Origin of the sequence: Bacteroides sp. 14(A), assembly GCF_000526555.1 — a bacterium.
GTDB classification, from domain to species: Bacteria; Bacteroidota; Bacteroidia; order Bacteroidales; family Bacteroidaceae; genus Bacteroides; species Bacteroides cellulosilyticus.
In genome coordinates, this window is record NZ_JAGH01000002.1 from 1,070,779 (window position 1) to 1,092,237 (window position 21,459).

Below are 21,459 nucleotides of genomic sequence, written 5' to 3' on the forward strand. Positions count from 1 at the left end.
CTTTCATTATCCTATAATCTCCCTCCCCGAGGACTTTCTTCCCACAAAGTCTTCGGGGATTTTTTTGTTTCTTCCCGGAATATTCTTACTTTTGCTGCACAAAACAAACAAAAAAACATTCAATCTGCAATGCAAACTTACTCTGCATGTGGTGCGGCTATATCGTGCCAGCAGTGCCCTAAGGCTGTGGGTAATGCTATCATTTATGCCTCTCATTCAAGAGGCTTCCACCTTCCAGCTCAAAAATGCGAAGAAAATATAATGATTTTTTTATTGGAAGGAGAAGTACTTGTCAATAGCCAGGAGTATGCCGGAACCATACTGCGTGCGGGGGAATTTATTCTTCAAGCCATTGGTTCAAAATATGAGATCCTTGCTCTGACGGATGTGGAATGTGTTTGTTATCGTTTTAATCAGCCGGAGTTTTTCTGTGAGGAACGTTATAAATACATTATGAAAGAAATAACTCCACCGCTGATATTCACCCCATTAAAGATTATTCCGGAATTGCGTTTCTTTCTGGACGCTTCCAAATCCTATCTGGCGAAAGAGAAGATTTGCCGGGAACTGCTTTCGTTCAAGCGAAAAGAACTTGCCTTTCTTTTAGGAGAATATTACTCCGATTATGATCTCTCGATACTGGTACATACTCTTTCCCGTTATACGTCCAGCTTTGAGTATTTTGTCCTGCAAAATCATCTGAAAGTGAAGACGGTAGAAGAATTAGCCCAATTAGGCGGATACACTGTTGTTACCTTCCGGCGTATCTTCAATTCTGTATTCCATAAACCTGTTTATGAATGGATGATGGAGAAACGTAAAGAGAACATTGTTTACGAACTCCGCTATACGGATGCCACTATTTCTGAGATCTGTTATAAATATGGTTTCGAGTCTTTACCTCACTTCTCTAACTTCTGCAAGAAGAATTTCGGGACTTCACCCCGTGGCCTACGTTCAGTGCAGTCTGTTCCTCCACAAGAAACGCAAACTATTTGTGAAGAGGCTGGTTGAAGCGATACTTCACTGAGACAATGAAGTAGCTGCCTATCTGTTGCGTATGGTTTTCATAAAGTCCGTCGGCCATTGTGCCTCGGAAATAATTCTTTTGTTGGCTGAGTATATCCACCCAGTTGGCTGATATCTCAGCTTGTTTCTTTTTCAGGAATCGCCATGTGATACTTGCGTTCCAGACAATTTGGTCATCTTCTCCCTTTTTTATGTTCGTACCGTTTCGGAAGGAATAATTTGCATCTGTTCTTAGTTGTATACCTCCCGGCAAATCGGCAAAACCGTTCAATCCGAAGGTATAATTGCGTGTGTATGTATCCGTCTCTAAAAGTGAGTTGGAAGAATGTTGGAAGTTCCACCTACCGTTTAAGTCCAGATTACCCCATTTAGGTTGGTAGGATAGGCGCAGGTCACTGTTGAGGCCGGTGTTATGCGTGGCACTGCGTTCAGGTTGCTCGCTTTGGTTTTCGTTGATGAGGTTGACATCCTGTGCAAAGGAGCCTCCGGCATTTGCACTCAGATTAAAGTCCTTGATGCGCTTCTGATACCGGAACACACCGCTTATGTTCCAGTTGCCGTTAATATTTACCGGATAAGTTTCACGTCCACCGGTTTGCTGGTTGTAGATCACTGCACGGGTCTGACTATTGATTCTGTTGTTCCAGTTTAGTGTGGCAAAAAGTCCTTCCTTCGTATTTTGTGCTTCCAATCGTACAGACTGATTGTAAGTAGGCTTCAGATTAGGATTGCTCCGCGTGATGTTGAGCGGATCACTGTTGTTGGTTGGTGAGATCAGATCGTATAATGATGGTTGCCAGGTATTTCCATAATAATTCAGGGTTATCCTATTTTTCTTTTTCTGCCATGAGATGAAGAGCATAGGCTGGAAGCCGACTGAGTGGAGGGTGGTATCAGCTCTATGCAGACCTGTTTTCTGGTTCAGGCTGCGCCGCTCGGGTTGTACGGATACTCCGGCATTGATGTTCCAAATGGTGTCGGAATAATTAAAGTGCAGGTTGATTCCGTGTTGCAGGGTACTGCTATGGCTCCGGTTACTCAGACTGTCGATGTAGCTCGTCTCATATCTTTCGGGCAGATAGCCGGGTTGTACTGCCGTTTCTTCCATAAAGCCGGACAGGTCGTAGGTATTACGATCATTCTTCTGCTTACTGTAGTTGAGGTTATATGAAATCTGTGCGTGCAACTTTTTGGAAAAAGGATGGCTGAACATCAGCCCGATGCCCTGTTGACGATTGGGGGACAGGTTCGACGAGTATTGGTTACGGTAGAGTATGGAGTCGTTTCCTGCACTGTTTTTCAGTTGATAATATGTGGTTGATGAGATAGAGAAGTTATTGTTGTCATTCTTGCTATCATTGTATTGTGCAGTCAGGCCGATAGAACTTCCTTTTTTATTGATCCGGCGCATGATATTTGCATGGAAGGAATATCGGTGTTGCTCTCCTTGCATTAGTGATCCCATGGCGATGTCATTGATTCTCAGCTCATCGGGTACATTGTTGATATGACTGAAAGGATCGAGGATATCCAGATGAGGATTTTCATTGAATGTGGCCTGGCGGTTATTATTGGCATTATTATTCCGGACAAAGCTGAAATTACCGAAGAAATTGACAAAAGTCAGGGTATCGACCTGCCAGTTTAAGCCCAATGATGAATTCATATTGCGATTGCGGTTCGTATTGTTGCCGGAAGAATACTGGTACTTATTGCCACTTGTCAGATATTGCTCGTTGTAGGATGTCGAAATATTGCCCTGCTCGTTGTGGTGATAGGATACATTTCCGTTGAGTGTTAGTTTCTGATTGTACTTTTGGGTGAAATTTATGGCAACGTTCTCCTGTATGTTGTCCTTGTAGCTGGTCCGCATATGGAGGTTACCGGAATTGGCGATGACTGAGAAATTGTTTCCGTTATTTTTGAAGTAGTTGCCTTGCAGGTTGAAATCCTTTTTGTTGTTATTGCCGTATCCGGCTTTTCCCGATGCAAGAAGGGTACCATTGAATTCTTCTTTGGTTTGCAGGTCGAGCACATAGTTCTCTTTCCCCGTGCTGACACCCGTCAGCTTTTCCAGCTTGCTTTTCTTATCGTACACTTTTATCTTGCTAATTAACTCCACAGGAAGATTTTCCAGCGCCATCTTGTTGTCACCTGAGAAGAAAGCTTCACCGTTTACGTTGATTTCGTTAATAGGCAGTCCGTTGTATTTCAGTGTTTTGGTTTCGCTGTCGTATTCCATTCCGGGAATACGTTTGACAAGTGTCTCCAGATACGAACCTTCCGGTGTTTTGTAAGCTGCTGCATTGATGACGGTGGTATCTCCCACCTGGTCTACGTCGCGCATCCGGGCGTTTACTGTCACTTCGTCCAATTCGATACCTTCTTCCAGTAAAATGCTGCCCAGGTTGATTGTTGAAGCGTTGCTGTCCAGTTTGCGGAAGACAGACTGCATTCCCGTATAAGAGGCTTTCAGTAAATATTGCGTTCCTTTTTGAGGAGTGAACTGGAGATTGAAACGACCGTCCGCATCGCTTGCAACTCCTTTTACAAAGGTGGAATCTTTGCCTTCCAGGATAACAAGACTTGCATAGGGAAGAGGTTCTTCTCCTTTTTTTGTCTCTGATGTAGTGCACACCAGTCCTTTGACTGTCCTTGTTTTTTGGGCGAATAGAATAGTCGGAATCAGTAAGAATAGCAATAGTAACCAGATTTTGTGCACGTTCATGTCTGTCTTTTTATGGCAGTCACAAAATTAGAGAGTTTTCGTCATAAAATCTTCTTTTTTTATAGATATTATGCTACTTTTGCTCAATATAAGTGATACAATGAAAACCGACAAACTAAAATATGTTTTAGCCTTTATCTTTTTGCTGTGTGCTTTTTGGTGCGGAGTCAATTTTAAACGGTGGTACACTATTAACCACCGGATAGAAAAAATGATTTCTCTTGTTTATTCTTCCTCTCCCCAGTATGATTGTTACGGAAACTTTGAAGAACTCTTGGTGAAGGAGTTCAGAAAACAAGGCATAGAACCGATATTTGAAAAATTCTATCTGGATTTCAATACGGTTACGCCGGAAGATGGGATAAAAAATATGGAGGTATATCTTGAGGTAATTAGAGATAAACCGATAGCACTGATGCTCACTGTGGGCGATCAAGCTGCGTCTGCTTTGTTTTCTACCCGCCATCGGCTACTTTCTTCCATTCCTGTAGTAGCTTGCAACGTACATTTTCCCGATGAGAAACTTATAAAAGAATATGAGCGTAGAAAGGTATATGTGCTGCGTGATGCACCGGATTTTAAGCGTAACATTGATTTTATAAGGGCTTTACAACCACATGTAGGGATAGATGTCATTTATAATATTGATCTGACTCCTCTTGGATATAAATCGTTTGATTTGTTAACCCGGTTTGCTGATAGAAAGGAAATCAGGCTTTTAGGCTATGAGTCTGCCTTTTCTGTGGAATCTGAATACAGAAAATTGCAGGAAATGGTTGAGCATTATAATCTGATGCCTGCCAAGGTAAACAGTCATATTGAAAAGGATGAGTTAACCATTAGTCTTTGCCCTTTCCGTTATACCAAAGGGACTTCTTTGTTTGTAGACATGGAAAAATCAAAAAGCGGACAGAGGAGAGAGTTTTTTCTGTTGGATAAGTTTGATCAGATGTCGCTTCCGATCACTAAAGCTTTAAATATTCCCTCTTTTAGTTGCATCCGCCAGGGATTTGGGGAGGATGCCAAGATTGTGGGCGGCTACATGGCTACTGATGAGATTTCTGCGCGTACTGCGGCTGATTTTTCTGTTCGTCTGATGAATAAGGAGAAAATTGGTATGCCGAAAATCAGGGATATGGAAAAGGAGTATGTACTGGATTGGACCTATTTTTCATCCTATACGGACTTTGATGTGAAAAATGTACCTGAAGATGTCCGTATTATCAATTACTCCTTCTATGACCGGTATCGGAAGGAGCTTTATTTCCTGACCGGATTGTTTATACTTACTTTTATTCTGGTATTGATCAGTCTGCTACGTATGCGCCGACGTTCGCGTGTGGAACGTAAGAATATGGAGATGCTTGAGGAAACTCATAGGCGGTTGATGCTTTCTACAGATGGAGGGCGGATTTCACTTTGGGATATACAGGGAGAGAATATCGAGTTTGATGAGAATTATACGCGTTTGGTGGGAATGGAACAGAGAACATTTGTACGAACCGATTTCTTGAAGTATGCATATCCTGATGATGTACCTCTTCTGAATTCATTGTACGAAACGCTGCATCAATCTACGGATATGCAGGTTCGGCGTGTACGTTTCTCTTTCAGTGAAGAAGATTATCGTTGGTATGAACTTCGGTGTCGCAGTCTGAAAGATGCAAAGGGAAGGATAATGCTGGCGGGCATTATGCAGGATATTCAGATACAGGTAGAGCATGAAGAACAGCTTATTCAGGCTAAGCAGATGGCTGAAAATGCTGAGTTGAAACAATCTTTCCTGAATAATATGAGCCATGAAATCCGTACTCCGCTGAATGCCATTGTCGGTTTCACCAATTTGTTGGTTGGCGAGGGTGGCGATGAGATTGAACCGGATGAGAAGAAGGCCATGCTTGAGATCATTAACCGTAACAACGAATTACTCTTGAAATTGGTCAATGATGTGGTGGAAATATCACGTCTGGATTCCGGCAACATGGATCTTGAAATAAAAGAATGGGATATGGCAACGGTTGTGAAAGAGATTTATATGGCTTATCAGGCATTAATCAAGCCCTCGTTGCAGTTTCATCTGGCTTTGGATGAAAATCTCTCTTTGCCTGTCAATATAGATCGTATGCGTTTTATTCAGGTCATTTCCAATTTCCTGGGCAATGCGGATAAGTTTACCCGGAGTGGTTCTATTACATTAGGATGCAAAGTGGATAAAAAAGACCGGAAGGTCAGTGTGTATGTACAGGATACCGGGAAAGGTATTGATGAGAAAGAACTCATGATGATCTTTGACCGTTTTTATAAGACTGACGAGTTTGAACAAGGAAGCGGGCTTGGACTTTCTATCTGTAAAGTCATTATTGAGAAGCTTTGCGGACGTATAGAGGTACGGTCTGAAGTAGGAAAAGGAAGTCGTTTTACGGTTGTTCTATCTTTGGCGGATGAGGTATAAGACTTCTGACGGGTTCTTTAAAATAATAGCCGAAACATTTGATATCGCTCTCAGGGTATTGTATATTTGTGGCATTAATCTTTAAATATGAGAACATACAAAATCAGAACGCAACGATTCATTCTACTTATTCTACTCCTATCCTGCATTACCTCCGTTTTTTCTTCTGATTTTTTCCACCGGATAGCAGAAGATGACGGTCTGAGTAATAGAAGGTGTTTCTCTGTCCAGCAAGATAAGCATGGCTTTATGTGGATTTCTACCAAACTGGGGGTAGACCGGTTTGATGGGAAAAATTTCAGGCATTATCCTTTGAATCTATTTCCCGACCAGGGGTATAACCGGATAGGGGTAAATTATCTGCGTTGTTCACCGGATAGTACACTCTGGGTATTTAGCGAAGCAGGGCTTCTTTTTCAATATGACGAACGGAAGGATGAGTTTGAACTGATATATGCTGTACGTGACTTCTTCAATAATCATTCTATTATTCTGAATGATGTTATGTTCGATTCCCCTGAAACAGCTTTCTTGTCAACCTCCAAAGGGGTTTTGAAGTTGAACTTGCCGGACAGAATGGCTTTACTGCTTCCCGGAACCGAAGAGTTGTCTGTAAATCAAGTGAACAAGAATGATGACCGATATTATATTTCTACCCGTGACGGACTTTATATAAGCATCTTCCCCAAAACCGGTCCTATGGAAGTACGCTTCCGTTGTCTGGAAGGGAAAAATGTATTATCGACCTATGTGGATATGGAAAATCGCAGAATACTGATCGGTACCCTGGATGCAGGTCTGTATAGCCGTTCCTTAGAAATGGAGGACTTACAGAAATTGCCTCTGCCAATTACGAAGCCCATACGCTCCATTGTTTCCTATACACCGGATAAAATTGCCGTAGGAGTGGATTTGGAAGGTGTCTTTGTCATAGATAAGGCTAACCTGACAATAGATAAACAATATGCCTACAATGAAACGTCTTCCACTTCTATCTTTACGAATAATGTGCGGGGACTTTTTGTCGATAATCAGTTCAATCTGTGGGTGGCAACTTATCACGGGGGAATCTCTTTTCAAGACTCTTACAAATTGAATTTTGACTATTTCCAGCATCGGACAGGTGATTCGCAAAGCATCGGAAATGATGTGGTGAATGCAGTGCTGGAAGATTCTTCAGGTAATTTCTGGTTTGGAACAAACAGTGGTGTCAGTATGCTCTCAGTGCACACGCACACCTGGACGCATTACTTTAACAGGAATATTTCCGGTGAAAAAGGAAACGCGATACTCACCATTGCCGAAGATTCGCAAGGACGTATATGGGCGGGAGGATACTCTTTCGGTGTTGCCTGCATCGACTGGAAAAGGGGAGATGTGAAAAGATATCACGTTGAGGACCGGAATCCTATTATCTCCACCAATTATATTTACTCCATTTATCCGGATGGTGATCTGTTGTGGTTTGGAGGAATTATGGGAGATATCACTTCACTGAATATAAAGACCGGGCTGGTAAATAAGTATAATATAAGTAAGGTGAATCAGTTTGAAAGACAGTCGGACCGACTGCTGGTGATGGGATTGTATAGCGGACTTTTTATTCTCAACAAAGAAACCAGTGAGATAAAATCAACAGCTATCACCAAAGAAGTAACAACTATCTATCGGATCAGGGATGGAGCCTACTGGGTGGGAACAAGAAACTATGGACTGTATTATTATGATATGGAAAACGATTCCATACGCCAGTACACAGTGGACGACCATCTTTCATCTAACTATATTTATGGGATAGCTCCCGATGCGGAAGGTCATTTGTGGATTGCCACGGAAAATGGTCTGAATAAACTGTCTCCTGATACGGGTGTTATCGAAGTATTCGACAAACAGGACGGTTTACCATCCAATCAGTTCAATAAGTCGGCTTGTTGGGTTTGCCGTAACGGAGATATACTGTTGGGAAGTACCGACGGGGCTATTTTGTTCAAGCCGGATGAGATAAGAAAGACGAAGCTTCCCACAGATTACGAGACAATCGTTTATCAGTTTGATGTGTTCAACGAACCGGTATATTGTACGGATGCATCAAATCTGTTGCGTGAACCGATCTATAAGACAGACCGGATAGAATTGCCTTACAACAGGAATTTCTTCTCTTTCCATTTTGTTACACCTAATTATCAGACACCGCAAAAGACACAGTATTCTTATTATCTGGAAGGGCATGATATTTCGTGGTCGCTTCCGGCTTCGACTCATGTGGCTACGTATTCTAAGGTGGCACCGGGCAGTTACGTCTTCCATGTAAAATCGGTGATAGATGGAATGGATCAGAAGGAGCGGATAATTTATGTTACGGTGGCTGAACCGTGGTGGAATACGATTTGGGCACGCCTGGTCTATCTGGCTTTGTTTTCCCTGTTTCTTTTCTATATTTACAGGATGATCAAACAGAAGCAGGAGAAGAGGAATACAGAAGTCAAAATAGATTTCTTTGTCACCACGGCTCATGATCTGTTGACACCGCTCAACCTGATACAGGCTCCATTGAAGGACTTGGAGAATGAGATTCCGCCTTCGGGACAAGGCGCTCAGTTGTTGCAAATGGCCTTGAATAATTCATCCAAGTTGGCGCATTATGTGGAGAAACTACTGGACTTTCAGCGTGTATCACTGAATGCAAGCCGATTGGTCGTTTCCAAACAAATGCTTGAGGTTTTCCTGCGTCATCGACTGGATTCCTTTAAATTAGTAGCAGGAAACAAGTATATTCATATAGAAAACAAACTGGAAGATTCTACCCGGCAGGAAATCTGGTTCGATAAGGAGAAGATAACGCGTATATTGGATAATCTTCTATCCAATGCAATCAAATATACTCCTTATGGAGGAAAGATTAGTATTGAAGCATCGGTAGACGAGCATAAGTGGTATTTGCGCATCAAGGATACCGGTATCGGAATCTCCGCCCGCGAACAGAGGCATATCTTCAAACATATCTTCAGAGCGGATAATGCAATAAATTCCGGTGAAATAGGCAGTGGTATCGGATTGAAGTTGGTAGGAGCGCTTGTTAAACTGCATCAGGGCAAAATCTCTTTCCGAAGCAAAGTGGATGAAGGTACGGAATTCTTTTTGTCCTTTCCTTTGACATACGAGAATGCAGTGGATCATTCGGAAAATAGTGAGAATGTTCCACTTGGTCATGACGTCTCTGTTAGCGATCCTCACGTAAATCGCGTTATGGTGGTGGAAGACGATCCCGAAATGTCCCGTTACATTGAGATGTCGTTGAGTGATGTCTATCATGTAAAGACCTTCAATAATGCCGTTGAAGCTTTGGATGGTATAGATGCTTTCTCACCTCAACTTATTATTTCGGATGTGTTGATGCCGGGAATGACGGGGTTTGAGTTCTGCCAGAAGGTGAAAGGTAATATAAAGACTTCTCATATTCCATTCCTGCTGCTTACGGGAGTTACGGATAAGAAAAGCATATTGGAAGGTATGCGTCTGGGAGCTATCGACTATATTGCCAAGCCCTTCGACAAAGAAGTATTGCGAAGCAAAATAGCCAATATCTTTGAATTGCGGCAAGCCGCCCAAAGGCAATGTCTGGAAGAACTGAAAAACAACAATGCCGTGGAATTGTCGAACAAGGCGGACAATGAATTTATGGAAAAGCTTTTGAAGTTGATAGAGACTAATATAGATAATCCGGAATTAAATATTCAGATGATGTGCAGTGAACTCGCCATGAGCCGTACGTTGCTATATAATAAGATTACCCAACTGACCGGTAAGTCTCCCACTGAATTTATCCGGATTTTCCGGCTCAAGCAGGCGGCTGCGCTTCTCCTTTCGGGAGAGTACTCGGTGACGGATGTTGCTTTTAAGGTGGGAATTGACAATCCGAAATACTTTAGTCGTATTTTCAAGGAATTTTATGGTGTATCTCCCAAAGAGTATCTGGCAAAAAGAGAATAAGTAACGCTACTGAATAAAAGAAATAAAAATGCGGTGTGATTTTAATGGTTACACCGCTTTTTGTGTCATATAAGCCTTGTAGAAGGCAATATATGAACATCTGTGCACCTGGAATGACGTATAATGTACCTCTTTTTTTTCCCTTCCCGCTACATTTGCAGCTGTAAATCGAATGGTTTTATGTAAGGCCGGATAAATTTAATACCTTTATTATATATGAGAATTTATTTATTAGTTATGATGCTTCCGATTTTCTTTTCAGGGTGCTCTGATAAGGATAAAGATCCGCTTTATCTGGATGCTTCCCAACCTGTGGAGAAAAGGGTGAATGATTTGATGAATCGTATGACATTGCAGGAGAAAGTAGCACAGATGTCACAATACGTTGGTATAGAACACATGAAAGCTGCCGAAAAAGACATGACGGTGGAGGAAATGAAGAAAAGCCATGCCAAAGGATTTTATCCTGATCTGCATTCTACCGAACTGATTGAAATGACCAAACAAGGGCTTATCGGATCTTTTCTGCATGTAATTACCAGTGAAGAAGCCAATCGATTACAATCATATGCCATGCAATCGCGCCTTAAAATCCCTTTACTTATCGGCATTGATGCCATTCATGGTACCGGACTCTACAGAGGAGCTACCATTTATCCTACTCCCATCGGACAGGCTGCAACCTTCGAACCGGAACTGGCTGAAAAAGCTTCTCGCCAGACTGCTCTTGAAATGCGTGCCACCGGTACCCATTGGGCATTTACTCCCAATGTAGAAGTGGCTCGTGATGCCCGTTGGGGACGGGTGGGAGAGACCTTTGGTGAAGACCCTTTTCTTGTAGGACAGATGGGAGCAGCTACCGTCAGAGGACTTCAGACAAGTGATTTTACCGGACAGGATAAAGTACTGGCCTGTACCAAACATTTTATCGGTGGAAGCCAACCTGTCAATGGTATCAATGGTGCTCCTTGCGATATCTCCGACCGTACATTGCACGAGGTTTTCATGCCTCCTTTTAAAGATTGTCTGGATGCGGGCACATATACTTTCATGATGGCACATAATGAACTTAACGGAGTGCCCTGCCATACCAGTAAATACCTGATGAAGGATATCCTGAGAGATGCCTGGAAATTCAACGGGTTTATAGTGAGCGACTGGATGGATATTGAGCAAGTGCACGAAAAGCATTGCACTGCCGCTACACTGAAAGACGCGTATCTGCAAAGCGTAAAGAATGGAATGGATATGCACATGCATGGTCCTGAGTTTGCGGATGCCATTATAGAACTGGTTAATGAAAAGGAACTCCCCATGAGCCGCGTAGATGATGCTGTCAGCAAGATACTGACTGCCAAATTCAAACTGGGCTTGTTTGAGAATCCTTATATAGATGAAAAGAAAGTTTCCCAAGTTCTGTTCAGTGCCGAACATCGTGAAACAGCACTCGAAATGGCGAGAAAAAGTATTGTGCTTCTGAAGAATGATAATAATCTGCTTCCTTTGGATAGCGACCGTTATAAAAAGGTTTTTGTAACCGGCCCCAATGCTGACAACCAGACTATTTTGGGTGACTGGGCTTTTGAACAGCCGGACTCCTGCGTGACTACAGTCATTGAGGGATTGCGAATGGTTTCTCCCCAGACTGACTTTGATTTCTTCCCTTTTGCCACCAATTTGCGCACTATGGAAATGTCTCGTGTGTTGCAAGCGAAAGACAGAGCCCGAAAAGCCGATCTGGCTATTGTAGTGGTGGGTGAGAACTCCATGCGTTATATGTGGAAAGACAAAACTTGCGGTGAGAATGTGGACCGTTATGAATTGTCATTGGTAGGTTTGCAACAACAGTTGGTAGAGGAGATTTATGCTACGGGAGTTCCCACTATTGTCGTATTGGTCAACGGTCGTCCGTTAGGCACTGAGTGGATTGCTGAAAATATTCCTGCATTGGTTGAGGCCTGGGAGCCCGGTTCATTTGGCGGACAGGCTGTTGCGGAAATTTTATACGGGAAAGTGAACCCTGAAGCAAAGCTTCCCATCACTATTCCCCGTTCTGCCGGTCAGGTTCAGACTTATTATAACCACAAGCAAACGAGCAAATGGTTCCCGTACGGTACGGGAAAAAGTACTAATCTGTTTGAGTTTGGATATGGATTGAATTATGCTTCTTTTGAATTCAGCCCTGTGAAGTTATCTGCCAGGTCGATGAATGAACAGGATACCTTGCGTGCTTCTGTTGAAGTCCGGAATATAGGTGAAAGAGCCGGAACGGAAGTGGTACAGATGTATATACGCGATTGCTACAGTTCGGTAGTACGTCCATTGAAAGAGCTCAAAGGCTTTCATAAAATTACTTTGCAACCCGGAGAAAGCCAGACAGTCACTTTTAATATCACCGCCAAAGAACTTAGTTTTTACGATATCGATATGAACTATGGTGTGGAAAAAGGTGAGTTCGAGGTTATGATTGGGAATTCTTCCCGTGATATTGACCTGCAAAGGGAGTTGTTTACCATAAAATGATGAATAGTGCACCTTTTTAGATGAATTGGGGGAGTAGCAAGTCCCTCTCCCCCATATCTTTGCCGAAAATAAAAACAATAAATAAGTCTATGAGAACACCTACTGAAAAACTGATTATAATAAGTATCGCTTGTTTTCTAAGTGCCTTTGTATCTCAACCGGTACTGGCGCAAAAGTCTAAAACGATCTATCATAAAGACTGGATAGATCTGAATAAAAACGGGAAGAAAGACATCTACGAAACTCCGACAGCTCCTATCGAAGCTCGCATTGCCGATTTGCTTTCGCAGATGACCGTTGAGGAGAAAACCTGTCAATTAGCTACCTTATATGGATATAAGAGAGTCGCTAAAGACGAATTGCCCACTCCTGCCTGGAAACAGGAGTTATGGAAAGATGGTATTGCCAATATCGACGAACATCTCAATGGGCTTGTAAAGACTCAATATTCGTACCCTTTCAGTAAACATGCTGAAGCCATTAATACAGTGCAACGTTGGTTTATTGAAGAAACACGCCTTGGCATTCCTGTTGATTTCAGCAACGAGGGGATTCATGGACTCAATCACGACCGCGCGACTCCGCTTCCTGCTCCTATTGCCATCGGTTCCACCTGGAATGCTGCTCTTGTCAGACAGGCGGGAGAGATTGTAGGCCGTGAAGCTAAAGCTTTGGGTTACACCAATGTATATGCCCCTATTCTGGACTTGGCACGCGATCCGCGCTGGGGGCGCGTACTTGAATGTTACGGTGAAGAACCTTTTCATGTAACCACATTGGGCAAGGAAATGGTGGCAGGTATCCAGTCGCAGGGAGTTGCTGCAACGTTGAAGCATTTTGCTGTGTACAGTGTCCCCAAAGGTGGACGTGATGGACATGCACGTACCGACCCGCATGTCGCTCCCCGCGAAATGCACCAGTTGCATCTTTATCCTTATAGGAAGATTATACGTGAGGTTCATCCGATGGGAGTGATGAGCAGTTATAATGATTGGGACGGTATTCCCGTATCCGGCAGTTATTATTTCCTGACTGAGTTGCTGAGAGAAAAATATGGTTTCGACGGTTATGTAGTTTCCGACAGTGAAGCAGTTGAGTTTGTCTATAGCAAGCATCGTGTGGCTCAGGATATGAAAGGAGCAGTGAAGCAGGTGGTAGAAGCAGGACTCAACGTGAAAACGAATTTTACGCAACCTTCCGATTTCGTATTGCCCTTGCGTGAACTGGTTGCAGAAGGAAGTGTATCCATGCAGACACTGGATCGGAATGTAGCAGATGTACTGCGGGTTAAATTCCGCTTAGGGCTTTTTGACAGTCCGTATGTCACGGATACAAAAGCAGCTGACAAGATTGTCGCTTCGTCTGATACCAGGGAGTTTGAGAAACAGATGGGCAGAGAATCACTGGTGCTATTGAAAAATGAAGCCAATCTCTTGCCTCTCCAATTGAGTAATCTTCGGAATATTTTGGTTACGGGTCCTTTAGCTACGGATACTACCGCTTACGTTAGTCGCTATGGGCCGCAGAATTTGCAGGTAACCCACGTGTTGCAGGGTGTCAGAGATTACGTCGGACAGGCGGCAACTGTGCATTATGCCAAAGGATGCGAAGTAGTGGATGCCACTTGGCCGGAAAGTGAAATCATTCCGACTCCTTTGACGGAGGAAGAACGCTTGGAAATTCAGGAAGCTGTGGAGAAAGCTCGCCGGAGTGATGTGGTAATTGCCGTATTGGGTGAGGACGAACACCGGGTAGGTGAAAGTAAATCGCGTACAGGATTGGCTTTGCCCGGACGCCAGCTGCAACTCTTGCAGGCTTTGTACGAAACCGGGAAACCTATTGTTCTGGTGCTTATCAACGGACAGCCGCTTACCATTAATTGGGAGAATCGCTACATACCTGCTATTCTTGAAGCCTGGTTCCCAAATTCCATCGGTGGGCAGACGATAGCGGAAACTCTTTTCGGAGAATATAATCCCGGAGGAAAGTTGCCGGTAACGTTTCCTAAGACTTTGGGACAGATTGAGTTGAACTTTCCCTTCAAGCCGGGTTCACATGCCGGACAACCGGGTGACGGTCCCAATGGCTATGGTAAAACAGCGGTAGTAGGTTCTCTTTATCCTTTCGGATATGGATTGAGTTATACCACTTTCGAATATAAGAATTTGCATATTACCCCTGACAAACAGGGAGTGCAGGGGAAGATAGAAATATCTATGGATCTGACAAATACCGGACAGCGGGCGGGTGATGAAGTAGTGCAGTTGTATGTGCGTGATAAGTTAAGTTCCGTGATTACCTATGATTCTCAGTTGAGAGGTTTCCAACGGGTCACCTTGCAACCGGGGGAAACCAGGCGTATTCATTTCACTCTTCTTCCCGAGGATCTGGAAATGCTTGACAAAGATATGCACTGGATCGTAGAACCCGGTGAGTTTGAGGTCCTGATTGGTAGCAGTTCCGAAGATATCCGACTGAAAGGAAAGTTTGAAATGATGCAACCCTGAAACTGTATAATGAACGTTCAATACAATAAATTAATCCCATTATTTATCTTAAATTTATAACCATGAGAAACAATGAAACTGATTAAAAGAGCTCGTTTGAGTTTATGAGTAGAGAAACTAATACTGAAAATTTGATTAATACACAATTAATTATGAATACACTTTTTACATTTGTGAAGAGAACTTATGTTCATCTTCTTATGTGTGCCGTGTTGGTCATCGTTGCGATGCCACTCTCTGCACAGAACATTTCATCCGGAACAGCCAACCAGCAGATCACCGGTTTGGTGACCGACGATAAAGGCGAACCACTGATTGGCGCGAATGTAGTACTGAAAGGATCCTCGTCTATAGGTGTGATTACGGATCTTGACGGTAAATTCTCATTGAATGCACCTTTGCAAGGAACCTTACAGATTTCTTACATCGGCTTTCATGCACAAGAGATTGCGATAAACGGAAAGAATCATTTCACTGTAAAGTTGCAGGAAGATTCAAATACTCTTGATGATGTGGTGGTTGTGGGATATGGAGTGATGAAAAAGAGTGATGTGATCAGCTCTGTAACCACGATAAAGACAGATAAAATGACGAAAGCCGCCACCCTGGATATTGGTGAAATGCTTCGCGGACGAGCTGCCGGCTTGAAAATTACAACCTCAGAAAATGCCGGCCCCGGTGGTAGTTCGAATATACAGATACGTGGTACAAACTCTATTTCGGGAGGAACTACTCCTATTGTTGTAGCTGACGGAGTGGTGATCGGTTCCATTAATGATGTGAATCCGAACGATATTGCATCTGTGGAAATTCTGAAGGATGCTGCCGCTCAGGCTATCTATGGTGCACGTGCAGCAAATGGTGTCATATTACTTACCACCAAAAGAGGAGAAGCGGGAAAAGCGCGTGTAAGTTATCAGGGGTATTATGGTATCCAAAACGTCGACCGTAACTTTGATGTTTACACGCCTGAAGAATTTATACAGTATAAACGTGAGGCTTACCGCACCACCAATAATAACCAGTATGGTGCCGATTCTGATGTATTCAGCCAATTAGAACTCGAATCTATTCAGAATGGACAGTTCATTGACTGGCAGAAAGAGTTGATGCGTACCGGTACTATTCAGAATCATGACCTCACGGTGACCGGAGGAGGTGAGAAAACAAAGGTATTTGTGAGTGGTAACTTTATGAAGCAAACCGGTGTGGTGCCTGCTACGGATTTTATAAAGGGGCAGCTTCGCTTTAATCTCGATCAGGAGATTACCCGTTGGCTTAAAGTCGGTTTAAATACCAGCCTGAGCATTTCGACCAAGAATGATCCGGGGGTAGCCGGCCTGTTGCGTGATGCTGTAACTTGTTCACCTTTAGGCTCGGTTTATGATGCTGAAGGTAACCTTAATATGCATCCCACCGGATTGCAGGAGAATTGGAATCCGCTGATTGACTTGCAGGAAAAAACATCGACCACTAAGAGCCGTAATGACTTGGTGAATCTTTTCTTTGACTTCAAGATTTTTAAAGGACTGACCTATCGATTGAATGTGAGCCGTCGTAGCTGGAATGCAAAGGTAGAAACCTATAGTACAGCCAATTCGAAGGCAGGAAGTTACACAGGTATGGGAAGTGGTACTATTAAAAATCAGGATGAGAATGAATGGACGCTTGATAACATCCTTTCGTATGATAATCAGTTTGGCAAACATCACGTATCCGGTACGTTGATTCAGAGCTGGAATGAGCGTAACCAACATTCCAATCAGATGGATGGATCGCTGATTCCGAATGACTTATTGGGTGTCTATGGCATTGAAGCGGCCGGGAAAGTAATACCTACTTTAAGTGCGTCTCAACGCCGTCTTGTGTCTACCGCTCTGCGTATGCAATATGATTTTGCTTCGAAATACTATGTAACCATAAGCGGACGTCGTGACGGTTCATCTGTGTTCGGTGCTAAAAACAAATGGGCTGTTTTTCCTGCCATGGCATTGGGATGGAATGTGTATCAGGAAGAGTTTATGCAAAACTTTGAGCAACTTACGAACTTGAAGTTACGTGGTAGCTATGGTAGTGTAGGAAATGAAGCTATACAGCCTTATGGTAGTATTGCATCTGCCGACCAGTGGGATTATTACACCACGAAGAAACTGACAGGATATACGCCGGGAGCTGTTCTTTCGAATCCTAAGTTGAAGTGGGAGACTTCTACAACCTTGAATTTGGCTGTGGACTTTGGATTCTTCAATAATCGTTTGTCCGGTACTGTGGAATGGTATAATACTCGTACGAAGGATTTGCTGATAGACCGGTCTATCAGTTCGGTTACCGGATATTCTACCATCAAGGACAATATCGGAGAGATTCAGAACAGAGGTCTTGAAATACAGTTGGAAGGTGTTGTGGTAAAGAGTCAGGATTGGGATGTACAATTGGGAATGACTTTTGCACGCAATCGCAATAAAATTATAAAACTGTTCGGTGACTTGGATGGTGACGGCAAAGAAGATGATTATCCTATTAATAATTGGTATATCGGGCAGCCTATCAATGTATCCAAAATATACGAAGTAGCCGGTATCTGGCAGGAAGATGAGATTGATGAGATTCCTAATTCAGCACAACCCAATGCTCAACCCGGAGATATTAAAATTGTAGACCGTACGGGCGATGGCAAGCTGGACGATGATGACAAAATACTGGTTTCACAATTCCCTAAGTGGAATGGTTCTTTCAATGCATCGGTAAGATATAAGAATGTTGACTTCTCCATGGATATTTATACTGTACAGGGAATAACCAAATACAATCCGTTCCTGGCAGATTATAATTATGGTGGTAATATGCGTGCAGTGTTCAACGGTGTGAAGGTGAATTACTGGACACCGGAAAATCCTACCGGTAACTTCCCGCGGCCCACAACCAATGGAGCCCTCGAAATGGGAAGTATAGCCCGTCAGGATGCCTCTTATGTGCGTTTACAGAATATAACGATAGGATATACCTTGCCGAAGACATGGCTTGCAAAAGTACACTTGAGCAATGTCAGGTTCTACTTTACCGGACAAAACCTGTTAACATTGACAGATTATGAGTCGTACAGTCCCGAACAGCCCGCTGACAAGTATCCCGAAGCCCGTACGTTGACTTTCGGCTTGCAGCTTGGTTTCTGATCGGAAGGCAGTCAAGAGATATAATTTCATACATTCAACATTTTAATGATATAACCATAATGAAAAATTATATATTATTTCTTATCATCGGATTACTGGTAGTCAATACCTCTTGTGATTCCTGGCTGGAAGAAACACAGTTCGACAAGATTAATAGTTCAACGCTCTATGAGAGTGAAGAAGGATTGGAAATCGGTCTGAATGGACTATATGGCCTCTCTCGCCGCTTTTTCCGTTTTAATGATTCGGATGCACGCGGAGCTTACTGGTTTTATTGTGCTACCGACCTGGCTATGGTGCGTACGTGGAATGAAGCGGAAATGTATCGTTCCAATATGCGTGCAAATGCCATGCCGGCTGAGATGTGGAACCGTCCCTATCAGATGATTGATCGTGCTTCCGCCATTATTGATGCCGCACCCGGTATTAGTATGCAAACTGAAACCCGTGAGCGAATCGTTTCGGAAGCCCGTGTAATTCGTGCTTGGGCGTACCTCAGGCTGATTTCTACTTACGACAATATCTTGTTGGATAGCATACCGACAACTCCGGACAATGCGTTTGACGAAGTAGAGTATAAACCGGCTAGCCAGAAAGATGTATATGCCTTTATTGACCGCGATCTCGATTATGCCATCAAACACTTGCAATATAAAGTAGATCCGGGAATTATCGGGTTGGGCTTGGCCCGTCAGTTGCGTGCTGAGTCGGCTATGTGGCAGGAAGATTACACTACGGCAGCAGCGCAGGCTGATGCGATAATTACAGGCGGGCACCATAAACTGGTAGGTATCAGCGAAATATTCGGTAATAATGTAAACCATAGCGAGAGTCTGATGGCGTGGCAGTTCGATGAGGTATCTGGAGGTAGCCATACACTGGCTGGAGGTGATGGTCATGTGTTGGGAGCTTGTTTCCAAGCCCGTTTCTATGAGATCACCATTCCGGGAGATCCTGTAGCGCCTATCATTGAGGAAGCTAACTATGGAGGAAATGCTTACGGGTGGACGTATCCGAATGAGTATCTCCGTTCATTGTATGACAAGGATAAAGATAAGCGTTTACAATTCTATTTCTATCCGGATACGCTGTACGGGAACAATCCTGCTTCTGCCTATTATGAAAAGAAATTACCGGGTGATCCCCCGTATTCTACTCAGCTGCGCCAGTATACATGGAGCTTGATGAAGTATCGGGATCTGAGTAAACCGGCCAAACGCGCCTTGTCTTACAAGCCGTTTATAGCTTATCGTCTGGCGGATACTTATATTTTGGGTGCCGAAGCACATTGGAGAAAAGGAAATACGGAAAAGGCACTGGAATATCTCAATGCTATACGTTTGCGTGCCGGACTTGAAGAGGCTACTACTATTGATCTTCAGGCTATCATGGATGAATATGCGCGTGAGTTGTGCTTTGAAGGCAAACGTTGGTTCTTCCTCAAGCGTATCGGTAAGTTGGTGGAACAGGTGAATAAATACCATCGCTTCGGTAGTACAACCAGTAGTATTCAGGGTACCACAATGAAAGATTATATGGTGCGTTGGCCGATCCCGCAGGCACAAATAGATGCAATGGGAACTTTCCCACAGAATCCGCAATATTAAATGAGTATGAAAATAGTAACCACACTCTTGTTATCTCTTTTTGCTTCTTCAGTGCTGTTTGCCCAGTCTGGTAAAACAGTCCAGGTACAGACACGTGCCAACAGCACTGTGGAGAACTGGACACCTTACGAGGCGCATACTGTGGATAACCTGAAAGGATTCAAAAAGAAAAAGGAGCCAGCTCTGTCTGTGTTCGGAGGGTATAAGACGAACCGCCAGGAAGCAACCGGCTTTTTCCGTACAGAGAAGATCAATGGGCGATGGTGGATTATTGATCCCGAAGGGTATCCGTTCCATCACCGGGCAGTAGTAGCATTTGGGCCTGGAACCTCGAAGAAGCAACAGTCTGCATTTCAGGAGAAATTCGGAACGCGTGCCCAGTGGGTGAAGGCAGAGACGGAAATGTTGCGTTCGTATGGATTTAATGGTGCCGGAGCCTGGTCGGCAGTGGAAGATATCCGTACCAGTCAAGCTCCATTGGTCTATACACTGATTGTCAACCCTATGGGGAACTATAAGCATGAACATGTGAAGAAATATGGAGGTACCTATAAGGTGGCCGGCTGGCAGGGGTATCGATTCAATCTGCCTATGGTATTCGATGATGAATTTGACAAATATGTAGAGCAGGCTCTTGCTCCGTTGGCACGGTATAAAGATGATCCTTGCCTGTTAGGCTATTTTACAGACAATGAATTGCCTTGGTATACTGATGCTTTGGACCGCCATCTTAACTTTCTGGCTAAAGATGAACCGGGATACCTAGCAGCACGGAAATGGTTGGCTGAACGAAAAGGCAAGGAAGCAACCGTGGCGGATATTACCGAGGAAGACCGTCTTGCATTTTCCGCCTTCTTCTTCGAGACGTATATGCAGAAAGTGACTTCGGTGTTGCGTCGTATAGATCCTAATCACATGTATCTCGGCTGCCGGTTTAATCAGGATAAGAATCAGGAACTTACCAATCCGGCTATCTTTAAGGTAGCAGGTAAGTATATGGATATTATTTCTATAAATCATTACCGCCAGTGGCAGCCGGAACAGGAGCGGATGAATAACTGGGGAGAATGGTCGGGTAAACCTTTTCTGATTACCGAATGGTATGTGAAAGGAGAAGATTCCGGTTTGCCCAATGCAACCGGTGCGGGATGGAATGTGCCGACTCAGGATGACCGGGGAATTTTTTACGAAAACTTCTGTTTACAGTTGCTCCGCAATCCATACTCGGTAGGGTGGCACTGGTTCAGGTATCAGGATAATGATCCGGAGGATTTGACAACAGACCCTTCCAACAGGGATTCCAACAAAGGAATTGTAGACAGCGAATATTCTCCCTGGTTACCTTTATTGCGGCGAATGGAGAAAGTAAACAAGCAGGCTTACACACTCACTCGTTACTTTGATTCGCAGAAGTAAATAGTTGGATTTTGATAGGTATTCATATAAGAAC

9 protein-coding genes are annotated in these 21,459 nt (G+C 43.6%); 8 read left to right on the top strand and 1 reads right to left on the bottom strand.

The annotated features are described in order from the left end of the window. The first annotated feature begins 129 nt into the window (after positions 1-129). Positions 130-1,014: an AraC family transcriptional regulator gene (locus K429_RS0111545; protein ID WP_026367021.1), complete on the top strand. Its 885-nt coding sequence runs from the start codon at positions 130-132 to the stop codon at positions 1,012-1,014. Here the strand turns inward: K429_RS0111545 and K429_RS0111550 are convergent. Beyond that, positions 992-3,757, bottom strand: a complete 2,766-nt coding sequence (locus K429_RS0111550) for an outer membrane beta-barrel protein (RefSeq protein WP_026367022.1) — start codon at positions 3,755-3,757, stop codon at positions 992-994. The two genes, K429_RS0111545 and K429_RS0111550, sit on opposite strands and share 23 nt — an antisense overlap. 100 nt (positions 3,758-3,857) lie before the next feature. Between K429_RS0111550 and K429_RS0111555 the strand changes: the two genes are divergently transcribed. The 7 genes from K429_RS0111555 to K429_RS0111590 all read left to right on the top strand — a co-directional run bounded on the left by K429_RS0111555 (position 3,858) and on the right by K429_RS0111590 (position 21,425). Next, positions 3,858-6,209, top strand: coding sequence for a HAMP domain-containing sensor histidine kinase (locus tag K429_RS0111555; protein WP_026367023.1), 2,352 nt, complete (start codon positions 3,858-3,860; stop codon positions 6,207-6,209). An 87-nt stretch (positions 6,210-6,296) separates the two neighbouring features. After that, entirely contained in the window at positions 6,297-10,199 is a 3,903-nt protein-coding gene (locus K429_RS0111565) for a hybrid sensor histidine kinase/response regulator transcription factor (RefSeq protein ID WP_081750870.1), read from the top strand. A 216-nt stretch (positions 10,200-10,415) separates the two neighbouring features. Then, on the top strand, positions 10,416-12,722 hold the full coding sequence (locus K429_RS0111570; protein WP_026367025.1) for a glycoside hydrolase family 3 N-terminal domain-containing protein: 2,307 nt from the start codon (positions 10,416-10,418) through the stop codon (positions 12,720-12,722). Between the two features lie 89 nt (positions 12,723-12,811). Beyond that, positions 12,812-15,229 (top strand): glycoside hydrolase family 3 N-terminal domain-containing protein, encoded by a 2,418-nt coding sequence (locus K429_RS0111575; RefSeq protein ID WP_026367026.1) that lies wholly within the window; start codon positions 12,812-12,814, stop codon positions 15,227-15,229. 152 nt (positions 15,230-15,381) lie between these two features. Beyond that, positions 15,382-18,402: a TonB-dependent receptor gene (locus K429_RS0111580; protein WP_022208620.1), complete on the top strand. Its 3,021-nt coding sequence runs from the start codon at positions 15,382-15,384 to the stop codon at positions 18,400-18,402. A 59-nt stretch (positions 18,403-18,461) separates the two neighbouring features. Continuing rightward, positions 18,462-20,009, top strand: a complete 1,548-nt coding sequence (locus K429_RS0111585; protein WP_026367028.1) for a RagB/SusD family nutrient uptake outer membrane protein — start codon at positions 18,462-18,464, stop codon at positions 20,007-20,009. A gap of 6 nt (positions 20,010-20,015) precedes the next feature. Continuing rightward, a complete protein-coding gene (locus K429_RS0111590; protein ID WP_026367029.1) occupies positions 20,016-21,425 on the top strand; it encodes a hypothetical protein in 1,410 nt (469 codons plus the stop codon). Positions 21,426-21,459 lie beyond the last annotated feature (34 nt).